The sequence below is a fragment of the Methylotenera sp. genome (assembly GCF_030684185.1).
GTDB lineage: Bacteria > Pseudomonadota > Gammaproteobacteria > Burkholderiales > Methylophilaceae > Methylotenera.
In genome coordinates, this window is record NZ_JAUXOY010000006.1 from 25,796 (window position 1) to 41,136 (window position 15,341).

The 15,341-nt window shown below is 43.6% G+C and carries 16 protein-coding genes; 13 read left to right on the plus strand and 3 right to left on the minus strand.

Features of this window, described 5'->3' with window-relative positions:
- The first annotated feature begins 70 nt into the window (after nt 1-70).
- Nucleotides 71-1,711 carry an alpha-D-glucose phosphate-specific phosphoglucomutase gene (locus Q8J82_RS00755; RefSeq protein WP_305252390.1) on the plus strand — a complete coding sequence of 547 codons (1,641 nt, stop codon included), beginning with the start codon at nt 71-73 and terminating at the stop codon, nt 1,709-1,711.
- A gap of 352 nt (nt 1,712-2,063) precedes the next feature.
- On the opposite strand, the gene Q8J82_RS00760 is transcribed toward Q8J82_RS00755, so the two are convergent.
- Nucleotides 2,064-2,531 (minus strand): TIGR02281 family clan AA aspartic protease, encoded by a 468-nt coding sequence (locus Q8J82_RS00760; protein WP_304909171.1) that lies wholly within the window; start codon nt 2,529-2,531, stop codon nt 2,064-2,066.
- Nucleotides 2,532-2,647: 116 nt separating this feature from the next.
- Nucleotides 2,648-2,842 (minus strand): Fe-S cluster assembly protein IscX, encoded by a 195-nt coding sequence (gene iscX / locus Q8J82_RS00765; protein WP_304909156.1) that lies wholly within the window; start codon nt 2,840-2,842, stop codon nt 2,648-2,650.
- Between the two features lie 144 nt (nt 2,843-2,986).
- Between iscX and glyA the strand changes: the two genes are divergently transcribed.
- From glyA to ftsB, 11 genes are all read left to right on the plus strand, one after another.
- A complete protein-coding gene (gene glyA / locus Q8J82_RS00770; RefSeq protein ID WP_304890245.1) occupies nt 2,987-4,246 on the plus strand; it encodes a serine hydroxymethyltransferase in 1,260 nt (419 codons plus the stop codon).
- 81 nt (nt 4,247-4,327) lie between these two features.
- Nucleotides 4,328-4,771, plus strand: a complete 444-nt coding sequence (nrdR, locus tag Q8J82_RS00775) for a transcriptional regulator NrdR (protein ID WP_304890243.1) — start codon at nt 4,328-4,330, stop codon at nt 4,769-4,771.
- 52 nt (nt 4,772-4,823) lie between these two features.
- On the plus strand, nt 4,824-5,201 hold the full coding sequence (locus tag Q8J82_RS00780; RefSeq protein ID WP_305327583.1) for a hypothetical protein: 378 nt from the start codon (nt 4,824-4,826) through the stop codon (nt 5,199-5,201).
- A gap of 63 nt (nt 5,202-5,264) precedes the next feature.
- On the plus strand, nt 5,265-6,365 hold the full coding sequence (gene ribD / locus Q8J82_RS00785; protein ID WP_305327584.1) for a bifunctional diaminohydroxyphosphoribosylaminopyrimidine deaminase/5-amino-6-(5-phosphoribosylamino)uracil reductase RibD: 1,101 nt from the start codon (nt 5,265-5,267) through the stop codon (nt 6,363-6,365).
- A gap of 16 nt (nt 6,366-6,381) precedes the next feature.
- Nucleotides 6,382-7,179, plus strand: a complete 798-nt coding sequence (locus tag Q8J82_RS00790) for a TatD family hydrolase (protein ID WP_305327595.1) — start codon at nt 6,382-6,384, stop codon at nt 7,177-7,179.
- A 220-nt stretch (nt 7,180-7,399) separates the two neighbouring features.
- Complete coding sequence (mtnA, locus tag Q8J82_RS00795; RefSeq protein WP_305327585.1) at nt 7,400-8,485, plus strand: S-methyl-5-thioribose-1-phosphate isomerase; 1,086 nt, start codon at nt 7,400-7,402, stop codon at nt 8,483-8,485.
- 4 nt (nt 8,486-8,489) lie between these two features.
- Complete coding sequence (locus Q8J82_RS00800; protein WP_304890236.1) at nt 8,490-9,161, plus strand: class II aldolase/adducin family protein; 672 nt, start codon at nt 8,490-8,492, stop codon at nt 9,159-9,161.
- 115 nt (nt 9,162-9,276) lie between these two features.
- Nucleotides 9,277-10,923, plus strand: a complete 1,647-nt coding sequence (locus Q8J82_RS00805) for a CTP synthase (RefSeq protein WP_305327586.1) — start codon at nt 9,277-9,279, stop codon at nt 10,921-10,923.
- Between the two features lie 34 nt (nt 10,924-10,957).
- Nucleotides 10,958-11,797 carry a 3-deoxy-8-phosphooctulonate synthase gene (gene kdsA / locus Q8J82_RS00810; protein ID WP_304890232.1) on the plus strand — a complete coding sequence of 280 codons (840 nt, stop codon included), beginning with the start codon at nt 10,958-10,960 and terminating at the stop codon, nt 11,795-11,797.
- Between the two features lie 51 nt (nt 11,798-11,848).
- Entirely contained in the window at nt 11,849-13,135 is a 1,287-nt protein-coding gene (gene eno, locus Q8J82_RS00815; RefSeq protein WP_304890231.1) for a phosphopyruvate hydratase, read from the plus strand.
- A 13-nt stretch (nt 13,136-13,148) separates the two neighbouring features.
- Nucleotides 13,149-13,496 carry a cell division protein FtsB gene (gene ftsB, locus Q8J82_RS00820; RefSeq protein ID WP_305327587.1) on the plus strand — a complete coding sequence of 116 codons (348 nt, stop codon included), beginning with the start codon at nt 13,149-13,151 and terminating at the stop codon, nt 13,494-13,496.
- 181 nt (nt 13,497-13,677) lie between these two features.
- On the opposite strand, the gene Q8J82_RS00825 is transcribed toward ftsB, so the two are convergent.
- Nucleotides 13,678-14,706: a folate-binding protein YgfZ gene (locus Q8J82_RS00825; protein ID WP_305327588.1), complete on the minus strand. Its 1,029-nt coding sequence runs from the start codon at nt 14,704-14,706 to the stop codon at nt 13,678-13,680.
- 88 nt (nt 14,707-14,794) lie between these two features.
- Between Q8J82_RS00825 and Q8J82_RS00830 the strand changes: the two genes are divergently transcribed.
- Nucleotides 14,795-15,232, plus strand: a complete 438-nt coding sequence (locus tag Q8J82_RS00830; protein ID WP_370868600.1) for a protein YgfX — start codon at nt 14,795-14,797, stop codon at nt 15,230-15,232.
- Nucleotides 15,233-15,341 lie beyond the last annotated feature (109 nt).

The window sequence follows — 15,341 nt, forward strand, 5'->3', positions numbered from 1 at the left end:
TAATTGTGCAGTTAAGTTTGAAAAAACACTGCTGACTTCGTTTTAAATCATTCTTAAAGAGTAAAAAGTGATGCAAACAATTACCACAAAAACACAAGCTTTTACTGATCAGAAACCAGGCACTTCTGGATTGCGAAAAAAAGTAAAAGTATTCCAGCAGCCAGGATATTTAGAAAGTTTCGTACAAAGTATTTTTGATACGCTTGACGTGCCAAGTGGTGCTACATTGGCTCTAGGTGGGGATGGACGTTACTACAATCGGCATGCGATTCAAACGATTATTAAAATGGCGGCTGCAAATGGTTTCGCGCGTGTCATAGTAGGGCAAGCAGGTATTTTATCTACACCTGCATCCTCGCACATCATTCGTAAATATCAAACTTTTGGTGGCGTGGTGTTGTCTGCAAGCCATAATCAAGGCGGTATGAATGGTGATTTCGGCATTAAATATAATATTAGTAACGGTGGGCCAGCGCCTGAAAAAATCACAGATACGATATTTGAAAAAAGCAAAATAATCACTGAGTATAAAATTGCAGATATTCCTGAAGTTGATGTTGATGCATTAGGTGAAATTGTTTTTGATGGTGGGAAATTTACCGTTGAAGTGATTGATGCTGTACAAGATTACGCGGACTTGATGCAAGAGTTGTTTGACTTTTCCGCCATTAAAAAATTGCTGGCAAGTGGCTTTAAAATGCAGTTTGATGCCATGCATGCGGTAACTGGTCCTTATGCGCAAGAAATTTTTGTGAATCGATTAGGTGCATCAGCTAACAGTTTAATGAACTGCGTACCAAGTGAAGATTTTGGTGGAGGTCACCCAGATCCAAATTTAACCTACGCTGAAGACTTAGTGAAACTGCTATTTGCAGGTGAAAAGTCGCCCGATTTTGGCGCGGCATCCGATGGTGATGGCGACCGCAATATGATTTTAGGCAAAAACTTCTTCGTCACACCGTCTGATAGTTTAGCTGTGCTTGCGGCCAATGCCACGCTCGTGCCAGCCTATAAAAATGGCATTGCAGGCGTGGCGCGTTCTATGCCCACCAGTGGCGCGGCAGACCGTGTAGCGGCTAAATTGAATATTCCGTGCTATGAAACGCCCACAGGATGGAAGTTTTTTGGCAATTTAATGGATGCTGGTAAAGTCACATTGTGCGGAGAAGAAAGCTTCGGTACTAGCTCCAGCCATGTACGCGAAAAAGATGGGTTGTGGGCAGTATTATTTTGGTTGAATATTATCGCCGCAAAACAAATGAGCGTAGAAGCCATTTTAATGGCGCACTGGGCAGAATTTGGCCGTAATGTGTATTCACGGCACGATTACGAGTCGATACCGACTGAGGCTGCCAATAGCGTCATTGCGCATATTAAAGGGCAATTTAGCAGCCTGCCGAACCAAAAATTGGGTTCATATACCGTGAAAACCTGCGATGATTTCAGCTATCACGACTCCATTGATGGCTCAATCAGCAACAATCAAGGCATCCGCATTTTATTCACGGATGGCTCGCGCATTGTATTCAGGTTGTCTGGCACAGGCACGGAGGGTGCGACGATTCGTATTTACCTGGAAGCGTATGACCCGGATACTAAAAATCATCATTTAGATGCACAAGTGGCGTTGGCAGAGATGATTAAAATCGCCTTGCAGATTTCGCAACTGGTTGAAAAAACAGGCCGTGTTGCCCCAACGGTGATTACTTAAAATTAGTAGGTAGGAGCGACGCCCCGTTCACTCAGAATAATGCGCTTTAGCGCATATATTATGTGGGGAAGCCAAATACTGGCTCGCGAAGCAATAGTGCAATCGCGACGAGGTCGTCACTCCTACATACGACTTTTCAAGTGCTTTGGTTGGTGAGCTTGCCGAACCATACCTCTTAGAAAATCAGAGTGCCTGTGGTACACAATCGAGACCTTTGCAAAAGTGCTTATTGTGGATGAAGTGCAAGGCGCACGGAACGCAGAAACCGAGACAGTACGCGCTGTACGGCGAGGTTGCGAGTACCGCGCAACGCAGCAATTCGCCGCAAGAAGTACTTTTGCAAAGGTCTCAATCAATCAACCTGCTTAATCGTCATCTCACCCTTATACAACCTTACATCCATACGCCCTAAAAACGACATGCCCAGCAGCACGTCACCGTCTAGGCTCGGGGCTATCATGGCGGATACATTTTTGGCTTCTACTCCACCAACTTTCACTGAATTTAGCCGCACCATATAGCCGATGCTATCGCCACTGGCGGTTCTGGTGCGGATGGCATCAATACTTTTCAGCTTGAGTTTATCAGCCACACTTTGTGAAATTGCCACGCCCGTAGCGCCAGTATCCACCAGCACGTTTACTTTTTGTCCATTGATGAGCGCTTCGCTACGGTAATGTCCATCCAAGCCACGTTTTAGTACTACGGTGCTGGACTCACCTAAGTTTTTAATTTTATTCGGGTTTTGAATGCCATCGGCCAAATAATAAATGAGGCCGGCAAGTGCGATCCAGATGAAAATAAAGGTATGTTTAGTCATGAGGGTTGGACAGCGTTGTTCGTTAAATCGTCTTAAACGCAAGCGCAATAATGCCAAAGTAAGTGAGGTGATGCAGTAATTGGTCAAAGCCTAACAATATCCAAAACCACTCACTGTTATCCGGCTTCATCAATCCAAGCCAGTTGTATGGCTTCTAAAATCTTCTCACCGCAATGCTGAGGGTCATCATTAAAACCATCTAAAGCCATGACCCATGTCATTAAATCGGTAAAACGAATGGTTGCTGGGTCAATGTCTGGATGTATGTCGTAAAGCATTTCGGCGATGGTGAGGGTGTCGGTCCATTTCATCAGGCGGGTCCTTTATTTGAATTATTTGAAAGTAAATTTGAATAAATTGATTATAACGCGGCTAACTGACTGATAGCACTGCGTGGTAAAATACGGCAAATTTATTCACTCAACTAATTTTAAGTATTTAGAAAGCTAAATGTTATGTCAACTGCCCCATTTAACTACGCAAACACCTTAAATCAAGCTGATCCAGCCTTATGGGACATGATAGAGCATGAAGTCGTGCGTCAGCATGAGCACATCGAGCTTATCGCATCAGAAAACTATACCAGTCCAGCCGTCATGCAGGCGCAAGGCTCTCAGTTGACGAATAAGTATGCAGAAGGTTATCCAGGTAAGCGCTTTTATGGCGGTTGTGAATATGTGGACCAAGTTGAGCAATTGGCAATTGACCGTTTAAAAGCACTCTATGGTGCAGAATATGCCAATGTGCAGCCACATTCAGGCTCACAAGCTAATCAGGCTGTGTATTTCAGTATTTTAAAACCAGGTGATACCGTGATGGGTATGAACCTTGGTCACGGTGGCCATTTAACGCACGGTTCACCAGCAAACTTATCAGGCAAGTTGTTTAACATCGTGCCTTATGGCTTAAATGACAAAGAAGAAATTGATTACGATGAAATGGAACGAATCGCGGTTGAATGCAAGCCAAAATTGTTAATCGGTGGTGCATCGGCTTATGCATTACGTTTTGATTGGGCGCGCATGGCGGAAATCGCTAAAAAAGTAGGCGCTTATTTCATGGTGGATATGGCGCATTACTCAGGCTTGATTGCCGCAGGGGTGTACCCGAACCCGGTACCACATGCAGATTTTGTGACATCGACTACACACAAAACATTACGCGGCCCGCGCGGCGGCATTATTTTAGCAAAAGCCGAGTTTGAAAAATCACTCAATTCAAGTGTATTTCCTGCATTGCAAGGTGGTCCGTTGATGCATGTGATTGCTGCAAAAGCTACAGCTTTCCTGGAAGCGTCACAACCGGAATTCAAAACCTACCAAGCGCAAGTCATCAAAAATGCGCAAGCGATGGCTGAGGCGCTCACTGTGCGTGGCTTGCGTATTATTTCAGGACGCACTGAATCACATATGTTCCTGGTGGATTTACGTCCAAAAGGTTTAACTGGTAAAGCTGCCGATGCCGCGCTTGGTTTGGCACATATCACTGTCAATAAGAATTCAATTCCAAACGATCCGGAAAGTCCATTTGTGACTTCAGGTATTCGTATTGGGGCGCCAGCTATTACTACGCGTGGTTTTAAAGAAGATGAAGCAAGACAAGTGGCGAATCTAATTGCTGATGTGTTGGATAACCCAGCAGATGAAGCGGTGATTGCAGCAACTAAAGCGAAAGTACATGCTTTGACGGCTCGATTCCCTGTTTATGCTGTGTAATTTGGTAGGAGCGCAATTTATTGCGCGAATTTTTGTGCATCTTCGCGATTTAAAAATCGCTCCTACAACGGAAGTAACCTGATGAAATGTCCTTTTTGTGGTGCTGACGATACGCAGGTAATTGATTCTCGCGTCAATGATGAAGGCGATTCTATACGCCGACGCCGTAAATGTGGCGCTTGCGATAAACGTTTTACGACTTACGAAACAGCTGAGCTGCATATGCCTCAGGTGGTGAAAACCAACGGCACCCGTGAAGAGTTTAATCGTGAAAAACTGCGCTTGTCATTTTCACGCGCATTGCATAAAAGACCTGTGCCTACTGAGTATGTAGATCGAGCGCTGGATAGAATCTCACAGAAACTGCTGAGTTTAGGAGTACGTGAGATTCCAGCGCGAGATTTGGGTGAAAGTGTCATGCATGAACTTAAGCTTATGGATAAAGTCGCATATATACGCTTTGCCTCGGTGTATCGTAGCTTTTCGGATGTAGATGATTTTAACGATGCAATCCGTGATTTATAAGTCAATTAAATTCCAATCTGCAATATAAACATATACGTATGGACATCAAAGTATGAAGCTTATTAATTGGGCTACAATTGCACTCGCAGCGTTTACCTTGGTGCTCACTATCGTTTTTTTTGCCTGGTGGATGATGAAAGACAGTCTCGTTTTCGGAAGTGATAAATTTGACCAAGTGAAATGGATGCAAAGTGCAGCTTCTATTGAAAAGGATTGCAAACGCGGCGATATGGCTTATGATTTGCAGCAACACATACTCGCAAAAGGAACGTCTAAAGAATCGGTTGGTGTGTTGCTGGGTCGGCCAAGTTATGAAGATGGCAATGCGATGGAGTATGATTTAGGTAAGTGTATGCATGTATATCATGGTTTACTGCTTTTTTTTGATGAAAATAATCGTTTAATCAATAGTCGTATTTCATCACACTAAAGGTTATGTAATGGTTATTTTGTTGACTTAATTCCCTTGTTTTCAACAGCAGACTACACTTATATGACCCTTGCACTGCGCTTAGCAGAGCAGGGCTTGTATACCACACAACCCAACCCTAGAGTTGGGTGTGTTATCGTTAAAAACAATCAAATTATCGGTCAAGGGGCACATCTAAAAGCAGGTGAGCCGCATGCAGAAGTACTTGCCTTGCGTCAGGCAGGTGCTGATGCAGTCGGAGCGGATGTGTATGTTACGCTAGAACCGTGCAATCACTATGGCCGAACCCCGCCCTGTGTTGACGCTTTGATAAACGCAGGTGTTAATCGCGTGGTAGTGGCGATGCAAGACCCTAATCCATTAGTGGCTGGCAACGGTATCAAGCGACTGCAAGCGCAAGGCATGCAAGTGGATACTGGTTTGATGGAAAGTGAAGCTTTCATCTTGAATCCGGGGTTCATTTCACGTATGACATACGGGCGGCCTTATGTCCGCAGTAAAGTAGCGGCAAGCTTAGATGGTCGTACCGCGCTTAACAATGGCAAAAGTCTTTGGATCACTGGTGAATGTGCACGGCAGGATGTGCAGCACTGGCGAGCGCAATCTTGCGCCATCATTACGGGCATTGGCACAGTGTTGGCTGATAACCCCAGTATGAATTTACGCTTGGAGAATGTTTCACGCCAGCCCTTACGCGTGATTGTGGATAGTCATTTACAAACGCCAGTTGACTGTAAAATGCTTAATGCTGAGCTGACGCAGGCCAGTCCGGTGATTATTGCGTATGCAAACGATGTAAACAATAAGGCTGATTCTCTAGGCTCAACTTCTTCGAAAACTACTGGCGCGGAAATGTTACATTTACCTGATGCTAACGGGCGAGTTGATTTGAACCTGTTGCTGTCACATTTAGCTCAGCGTGGCATCAATGAAGTGTTGCTTGAGGCAGGGCAGGGCTTGAATGGCGCGTTTGTACAAGCAGGCTTGATTGATGAGTTTATTTTTTACTATGCGCCAAAACTGATGGGTAATGATGCAAAAGGGATGTTTGCTATTCCCGAGTTAATTGAAATGCAACAAGCCGTTGATTTGCAGATTCTGGATGTGCGTCAGTTTGGACAAGATATTCGTTTGCGTGCAAAGCCTATTAAAACCAAAACTTAAACCTCCTCAATTTCCCATGCTTATAGACACTCATTGTCATCTAGATGCAGCAGAATTTGATGCTGATCGGGACGATGTTGCTTTGTTGGCTTTGCAACAAGGGGTGTCAATCATCGTTGTGCCAACTGTAGCGCGTTTTAACTTTGACAGCGTCATTTCGCTATGTAACCAGCAAAAACATTGCTCATACGCGCTAGGAATTCATCCTATGCACGTTGATGGTGCTGCTGAAGATGATATTGAAGTGCTAAAAAAATATGTTGAAGAAAACTATCCGGTCGCAATTGGCGAAATCGGCCTTGATTACTTTGTGACTAAAGCAAACGTAGAGCGGCAAAGCTATTTTTTTTCTGAACAGTTAAAAGTCGCCAAGCAACATGATTTGCCTGTGATTCTGCATGTGCGAAATGCGATTGATGATGTTTTAAAATATCTACGCAGATATGAAGTTAACGGCGGTATTGCTCATGCCTTTAATGGTAGTTTTCAGCAAGCTGAGCAATTCATTGCATTAGGTTTCAAGCTCGGGTTTGGTGGCGCAATGACTTATAGCCGGGCATTAAAAATTCGTGACCTTGCACGCAAACTGCCATTAGAGGCTATTGTATTAGAGACAGACTCGCCCGATATGCCTCCTGAATGGGTTGGCACCAAAGGCAGAAATACGCCGCTGGAATTAAGCAAAATAGCACAAGTTTTAGCTGATCTAAAGCAGGTAAATGTATCGCAAGTGCTTGATATTACTAGTACCAACGCGCTAAAAGTTTTGCCAAAATTAGCTGACTTATACACACCACCTAAAGTGTTACTTTAACTTGTGTGAAAATCCCTTATCAATCAAGGGTCGTTATTTAACTTGTTGATTTATAAAGATTAAATAATAGGTTAAAATTTAAGCGATTTGAAAAAAGCCTTTAAAATTGGTATGTTACATTTTCAAGTCACAGTTATTCACAAAGTTATCCACAGATATTGTGGAGAGTATTTTTTGTTTCAGGGAACTTTTTAAAAGTCAACATTTGAATAAATAATTTATGATAGTTAATGATCAGCAGTACCGCACTATTTGGCCAAATGAAGCTTTGGGCACGAATGCTAAAACAGTTTCAGTCATTGACCAAACAAAGCTCCCGCACTTTTTTGAAGTCACTCAAATAGACAGCTTGCAGCAAATGATTTCAGCAATTAAAACCATGCAAGTACGTGGAGCGCCGTTGATAGGCGCAGCTGCTGCTTATGGAGTTGCGTTAGCGATGCAACAGGATGCGGGCGACAATCATTTGCAAGATGCTGCTACTAAGCTTATTCAAAGCCGCCCGACGGCCGTTAATTTGCGATGGGCGGTTCAACGCATGCTCAAAGTTTTATTACCGCTCACTGAATCCAGTCGCATTCAAGCTGCTTGGAATGAGGCGGCCATTATTTGTGATGAGGATGTGCTATTAAATCAGGCGATAGGCCAGCACGGCTTAAGTTTAATCAAACCGTTATATACCAAACAATCACGCACAATCAATATACTTACCCATTGTAATGCTGGCTGGCTGGCCACTGTAGATTATGGTACTGCTTTAGCGCCAGTATATGCGGCACATAATGCAGGAATCGCGGTGCGTGTTTGGGTTGGTGAAACGCGCCCACGCAATCAAGGCGCGAGTCTAACTGCATGGGAGTTGGCTCAGCATGGGGTGCCGCATACGGTGATTAGCGACAATGCTGGCGGACATATAATGCAACAGGGCGAAGTTGATATGGTAATCGTAGGCGCAGATCGCGTTACTGGTACTGGCGATGTGTGTAATAAGATTGGCACTTATCTAAAAGCACTGGCGGCATTTGATCATGCCATCCCATTCTATGCGGCGGTGCCATCTCCCACCATAGATTGGGGCATTACAGACGGTTTAAAAGAAATTGAAATTGAAGAGCGTGATGCGCGTGAAGTTGCCTGGATGAGCGGTAGGCTAGCCAATGGTGAAATCGCTGAAGTGAATATTTTGCCAGCAGGCACCAAGGTGGCTAACCCGGCGTTTGATGTCACACCTGCCCGGCTAATAACAGGGATTATTACGGAACATGGCGTATATGCACCGCATCAGCTAAATACCATGCAAAGGTAGGATTATGCAAAATCAGAGTGAAAAGGCATTAAGAGTTAGCTTGATTGAGGTCAGTCAAAAGCTCGTAGTGCTAGGGTTGAACCAAGGAACTTCAGGCAATGTAAGCGTTCGTAGTTATAATCAAAATGGCGAGGCTGGGTTTTTGATAACCCCATCAGGCATAGCAGCAGATAAATTGATGCCTTCAGACATTGTATGGATGGATTTTTCCGGAAAAGCAGTCGGAGAGCGTTCTGCTTCAAGCGAATGGCGATTTCATCTTGATATTCTTAAAAATAAACCTGAAGTCAATGCTGTTGTTCACACCCATAGTATGTTTGCAACTACTTTAAGCACATTCCGCCGTGATATGCCAGCATTCCATTACATGATTGCCCTGTGCGGTGGCGATAACATCCGCTGCGCGCCCTATGCATTATTTGGCAGCCAGCAACTCTCTGATTATGCGTTAAATGCACTGCAGGACAGAAAAGCCTGCCTGTTAGCGAACCATGGCATGATTGCAGTGGGAGAGTCTTTAGGTAAGGCGCTTAATATCACGCAGGAAGTCGAAACCTTGTGTGAGCAATATTTGCATGCATTACAGGTGGGTGAGCCATATATTTTAAGCGCTCAAGATATGCTGGAAGTGCAAGAAAAGTTTAAGGGCTATGGCGTGTGGACTAAGAAAGATTAGCTCAAAAAAATTAGCAAGTAAAATATTGCATTTTTATTTTGGTATAACGTTTTGAGTGGCTTATATTTTGCGGTAAAATCTTAACCCGTCTGCAACAAATAATAAGTGCCTTTTCATGACCAAATATGTATTCGTAACCGGCGGTGTAGTTTCCTCTCTTGGTAAAGGTATCGCAGCTGCCAGCCTTGGCGCAATCCTTGAATCGCGTGGTATCAAAGTGACCATGCTCAAGCTTGATCCCTATATCAACGTTGACCCTGGTACCATGTCGCCTTTTCAGCATGGTGAAGTATTCGTGACTGATGATGGCGCTGAAACCGACTTGGATTTAGGCCATTACGAACGTTTTATTACGCAGCGTATGGCTAAACGTAATAACTTTACGACTGGTCAGATTTACGAAACCGTCATTAAAAAAGAACGCCGTGGTGAATACCTGGGTAAAACCGTACAAGTCATCCCTCACATTACCGATGAAATTAAAGCACATGTAAAGCGTGGCGCCGAAGGCGCAGATGTAGCGATTGTAGAAGTGGGAGGGACTGTAGGTGATATTGAATCTTTACCATTTCTGGAAGCGATTCGACAAATGGGTTTTGAAGAAGGTCGCAACAATGCCTGCTATATTCATTTAACCTTATTGCCCTGGATTCCAACCGCAGGCGAGTTAAAAACTAAGCCAACCCAGCACTCTGTGAAAGAGTTGCGCGAGATTGGTATTCAGCCAGATATTTTGCTCTGTCGTGCAGACCGTAATATTCCTGAAGAAGAGCGTAGAAAAATTGCCTTATTCACTAATGTGGCACCAGAAGCTGTGATTAGCGCGATTGATGCGGATTCAATCTATAAAATTCCCGGCTTTTTACATGAACAAATGTTGGATGAGATTGTTTGCCGTAAACTGGAAATTACCGCTAAACCAGCTGATTTATCAAGCTGGGAAAAGATTACCTACGCACTAGAAAATCCTAAGCATTTGGTGAATATTGCCTTTGTTGGTAAATATATTGATTTAGCTGATTCTTATAAATCTCTCACCGAGGCCTTGATTCACGCAGGTATTCACACTGAATCTAAAGTTAAAATTCATTACATAGATTCTGAAGATATTGAAGGAAACGGTACTGGCGTTCCAAATCTTGGCGCTCTAGAAAACATGGACGCTATTTTAGTGCCAGGCGGTTTTGGTGTGCGCGGCACAGAGGGTAAGATTGCAGCTATTCAATACGCACGTGAGAACAAAGTGCCTTATTTAGGTATTTGTTTAGGTATGCAGTTGGCTGTGATTGAGTTTGCACGTCATGTAGCAGGTTTAACTGATGCTAACAGTACAGAGTTTAATCCTCAGGCACCGTATAAATTGATTGGCCTTATTGATGAGTGGCAAGATGCATCGGGTAATATTGAAAAGCGAGATGAGAATTCTGACCTTGGTGGCACAATGCGTTTGGGCGCACAGGCATGTCCAATCGTGCCTAATACTATGGCAGCAAGCATCTACGGCAATCAGGTAAACGAGCGTCATCGCCACCGTTATGAAGTAAATAATAACTATGTGGAACAATTAAAAGCGGCTGGTTTAGTGATTTCCGCCAGAACACCGACTGAAGATTTGTGCGAGATGATTGAGTTGCCGCAAAATGTGCATCCTTGGTTTGTCGCTTGCCAATTCCACCCGGAATTTACCTCGAATCCGCGCACGGGTCACCCGCTATTTACTGCTTATGTAAAAGCTGCGCTGTGGCATCAAGGTGTTAAGTAACAGATATTGTTGAACTAAATCAAAAAGGATTGTTATGCAATTATGTGGATTTGAAGTGGGCATTGATAAGCCATTGTTCTTGATTGCAGGCCCGTGTGTGATTGAGTCACAACAGATGGCAATTGATACGGCAGGACAGCTTAAAGAGATTGCCGCAGCATTAGGCATTCCTTTTATTTACAAATCATCTTACGATAAAGCGAACCGCAGTTCTAACAGTACCTTTCGTGGCTTTGGTATGGAACAAGGTTTGAAGATTTTAGATGAAGTGCGTCGCCAAATTGGCGTGCCAATCTTGACGGATGTTCATACGGAAGAACAAGTGCCACATGTGGCCGCAGTGGTCGACGTACTGCAAACCCCTGCATTTTTATGCCGTCAAACGGATTTCATTACTGCCTGTGCAAAATCAGGTAAGCCAGTCAATATTAAAAAAGGCCAGTTTATGGCGCCGCATGATATGCGTAATGTGGTACAAAAAGCGCGAGAAGCTAACGGTAATCAGGACACCATCATGGTGTGTGAGCGTGGCGTTTCATTTGGCTACAATACTTTGGTTTCAGATATGCGTGGGCTTGCCATCATGCGCGAAACTAATTGCCCGGTGGTGTTTGATGCTACGCACTCTGTGCAGCAACCGGGCGGACAGGGTGATAAAAGTGGCGGCCAACGTGAGCATGTGCCTGTATTGGCCCGCGCAGCAGTGGCAAGTGGTATTGCCGGTATTTTTATGGAAACACATCCAGATCCTTCTAAGGCATTATCGGATGGGCCAAATGCCTGGCCATTACATAAAATGAAAGATTTATTGGAAGTGCTAGTAGATTTAGATAGATTGGTGAAAAAAGCTGGTTTTATTGAATCAACTTTATAAAATTCTTTATTTAAATAATTAAAATTAATTTGTATATTTGAGGAGCAAGTCATGAGCGCTATTGTAGATATTATCGCCCGCGAAATTTTAGATTCACGCGGTAACCCAACTGTTGAATGTGACGTGCTGCTGGAAAGCGGAGTAATCGGGCGTGCAGCTGTGCCGTCTGGCGCGTCTACTGGAGCTAAAGAAGCTGTAGAGTTGCGTGATGGTGATAAAGGCCGTTATTTAGGTAAAGGCGTACTTCAAGCGGTAGAGAATGTGAATACCGAAATCACTGAAGCGATTATTGGCTTAGATGCTGAAGAGCAAAGTTTCATTGACAAAACTTTGATTGAGCTTGACGGCACAGAGAATAAAGACCGCTTGGGTGCAAATGCGATTTTAGCAGTCTCTATGGCCTGTGCACGCGCAGCTGCTGAAGATTCTGGATTGCCGCTTTATCGCTACCTGGGCGGTTCTGGTGCTATGCAATTGCCGACACCGATGATGAATATCATCAATGGTGGCGCACATGCAGATAATAGCGTTGATATGCAGGAATTCATGATTATTCCAGCTGGATTACCTTCATTCCGTGAAGCAATTCGCTGTGGCGCAGAAGTTTTTCATCAACTCAAGAAAACACTGCACAAAAAAGGTTTGGCTACTACAGTGGGTGATGAAGGTGGCTTCGCCCCTAATTTACCTTCAAATGAAGCAGCGATTCAATTGATTTTAGAAGCGATTTCAGCAGCAGGCTATGAGCCGGGCCGTGACGTTTATTTAGGTTTGGATTGTGCCAGTACCGAATTCTATAAGGATGGAAAATATCACCTGGAATCAGAAGGTTTAGCACTTTCTTCAGCACAATTTACTGATTATTTGGCTACTTGGTGTGATAAGTACCCAATTATCAGTATAGAAGATGGCATGGGTGAGTTTGACTGGGATGGCTGGGATATCCTGACAAAACGTCTAGGCAAAACAACACAACTAGTGGGTGATGACTTATTTGTAACTAATTCTAAAATTCTACGTGAAGGTATTCAACGCGGCGTGGCAAACTCCGTGTTGATTAAAGTGAACCAGATCGGCACTTTGACAGAAACCTTCCAAACCATTGAAATGGCAAAACGTGCAGGTTATACCGCTGTAGTTTCTCACCGCTCTGGCGAAACGGAAGATACGACCATTGCGGATATTTCTGTGGCTACCAACGCATTGCAGATTAAAACTGGTTCATTATGCCGCTCTGAACGTATTGCAAAATACAATCAGCTATTGCGTATTGAAGAAGAGTTAGGCGACGCATCAAGCTATGCTGGTATAGGTGCGTTTTACCAACTGTTTAAATAGACATAGTGCTTAATTGAAAGCATTAACGCTTATATTTGTCGTCCTCATTGCCTTGCTACAGTACCCGCTGTGGCTAGGTAAGGGGAGCTGGTTACGTGTGTGGGATTTGAGCCGGCAACTTACAACTCAGCAAGAAAAAAATAGCGCATTAAAAGCACGTAACTATACACTAGATGCAGAAGTTCGTGATTTGAAAAGCGGACGTGCGGCTATTGAAGAGCGGGCTAGAAGTGAGCTGGGCATGATAAAGAAAGATGAAGTTTTTTACCAAGTGCTTGATATTAACTTATTAAAACCTAAAAATACTGCCCCTCAGAATCCTGATAATGCGGCCAAAACTGCTGAGCAACGGGGAGAGTAAGTTCTCTCATCACAGAGGGAGACCTTTGCAAAAGTGTTTAGTGTGGATAAAGTACAAGGTGCACGGAACACAGAAGCCGAGATAGTACGCGGTGTACAGCGAGGTTGCGAGTACCGCGCAACGCAGTAATTTGCCGCAATAAATACTTTTGCAAAGGTCTCAGAAGGAGTATGCGCTTCTGCTATTCACTTAATGCGTATGGCAACTGTTGAATATCTGCTTTGACGCCGTTCACTCGTAAGCCGCCAGCTTCAACACTTTCCAGACGAATTTCAGCCAGTACATCATAGCCTCCTGCTGGTCCTGGTGCGCTTCTAACAACTTTTCCAATCACATCATTACTTTCAGTTGTCACGTCATTGCCTGCTTGCGGCGGAATTGAAGTGCTTAAGTGCGCAAGGTATGTGCGACGCTTTACCTTACCTAAGTAGTGTGTTCTCGCGACAATTTCTTGTCCTGTGTAACAGCCTTTTTTGAAGTTGATTGCATCTAGTAAATCCAGGTTAACCATTTGCGGAACAAACTCTTCTTGGGTTTGAAGGTAAATATCAGGAATGCCTGCCCGAATTTCTAGCCACTCCCAGCAAGGTTTACCAACTGGTTTGCAATTGGGTTTAAGCGCCTGCCAAATTTCTTTTGCGTGTGCGGTGTCACAAATAACCTCAAACCGCGGAGTTTTACCTGGCAGGCGAATCAACGTACCGTTGTCATTATTAGTGAGTTCGTAAGTTTGTGCTGGAATTTTCGCAAAAAATGGCACTAATAAATCAGGTAGTCCGTGCCCGCTCAATCCTATTCTGACAGTGGAGTCAGAAACATTAATAATGTTTACTTTAGACCGCATGACATACATTTTCAGGCGTTTGTAGATAGGTTCCACTAGTTTATTATTCAGCTGTAAATGCAGATTATTACCGTGAGAGAAAGCGAAAAATAAAGCCAGCAATCGACCTTTAGGGCTACAATATCCTGAGTAGTGTGCATGGCTGCCATCTAACAAACGCACATCATTAGTGACTTGCCCCTGTAGAAAGGTCACAGCATCCTCGCCGCTAATTTCTAACAAACCTAAATGCGATAAATCACAAATGATGTTTTGATTTTGCGTGTATATCAGCTCATTTTGCGTATTGCCGAATGACGTGATTGTTTCATTGTTAAACACTGCGCCTTGAATGAATTGATATTCTTGCCAGTCATTGTTTGCCATGTGGTACTCTTTTGTTTAGTAAAATTTGTTAATTACAACTTGTTCATTTTATTGTGCATATTATATCTTGAAGCCTGTCACGTTAATCTTGCGCCCATCAAAAATGCTAACACTATTGTTTATAATAGTAGGGTTATTTTTCGGTCTTATGGTGTTATCTGTTCCACTGCCGCTTTTGCCATCTACTGTATTGTTGACTTTTACCGTATTTTCAACATGTTACTTTGTGTTGCGAGATGCTTTGTTAGCACTACCGTGGTCGTGGCAAGCATTTGCGTTAGATAAAGCTGGAGATTGGCATTTCACCCAACGTAATGGTGTTTACCTTTCAGGAGCGATTGCTCCAGATAGTTTTGTTAGCGCTTACTTAACCGTGTTACATGTTGTTCCTAAGGATTATCGCTGGTTTAAGTTTTGGCAGCATCGCTATGTTTTATTGCTGCAAGATAACAGCAATGCCGAACTCTTTCGCAAGTTGCGTGTTTGTTTGCTGTGGGGCAAGAAAACCAAGACTGCTAAACTTTAATAGATAGTGATGTTTGAGTTCACCCCGGATTTTCTATTATGACGGAAAATGATAGTGGTCACGTAGGAGTAGAAATCCACCTAATTGAAAGTCGGGATTTTAAGTAGCT

Excerpts from the sequence above, each read along its gene's own strand:
- Q8J82_RS00805 (WP_305327586.1), top strand. The coding sequence starts at position 9,277 with ATGACCAAATATGTATTCGTAACCGGCGGTGTAGTTTCCTCTCTTGGT.
- Q8J82_RS00825 (WP_305327588.1), bottom strand. The coding sequence starts at position 14,706 with ATGGCAAACAATGACTGGCAAGAATATCAATTCATTCAAGGCGCAGTG.
- kdsA (WP_304890232.1), top strand. The coding sequence starts at position 10,958 with ATGCAATTATGTGGATTTGAAGTGGGCATTGATAAGCCATTGTTCTTG.
- Q8J82_RS00755 (WP_305252390.1), top strand. The coding sequence starts at position 71 with ATGCAAACAATTACCACAAAAACACAAGCTTTTACTGATCAGAAACCA.
- Q8J82_RS00760 (WP_304909171.1), bottom strand. The coding sequence starts at position 2,531 with ATGACTAAACATACCTTTATTTTCATCTGGATCGCACTTGCCGGCCTC.
- Q8J82_RS00800 (WP_304890236.1), top strand. The coding sequence starts at position 8,490 with ATGCAAAATCAGAGTGAAAAGGCATTAAGAGTTAGCTTGATTGAGGTC.
- iscX (WP_304909156.1), bottom strand. The coding sequence starts at position 2,842 with ATGAAATGGACCGACACCCTCACCATCGCCGAAATGCTTTACGACATA.
- eno (WP_304890231.1), top strand. The coding sequence starts at position 11,849 with ATGAGCGCTATTGTAGATATTATCGCCCGCGAAATTTTAGATTCACGC.
- Q8J82_RS00790 (WP_305327595.1), top strand. The coding sequence starts at position 6,382 with ATGCTTATAGACACTCATTGTCATCTAGATGCAGCAGAATTTGATGCT.
- glyA (WP_304890245.1), top strand. The coding sequence starts at position 2,987 with ATGTCAACTGCCCCATTTAACTACGCAAACACCTTAAATCAAGCTGAT.
- ribD (WP_305327584.1), top strand. The coding sequence starts at position 5,265 with ATGACCCTTGCACTGCGCTTAGCAGAGCAGGGCTTGTATACCACACAA.
- Q8J82_RS00780 (WP_305327583.1), top strand. The coding sequence starts at position 4,824 with ATGAAGCTTATTAATTGGGCTACAATTGCACTCGCAGCGTTTACCTTG.
- nrdR (WP_304890243.1), top strand. The coding sequence starts at position 4,328 with ATGAAATGTCCTTTTTGTGGTGCTGACGATACGCAGGTAATTGATTCT.
- mtnA (WP_305327585.1), top strand. The coding sequence starts at position 7,400 with ATGATAGTTAATGATCAGCAGTACCGCACTATTTGGCCAAATGAAGCT.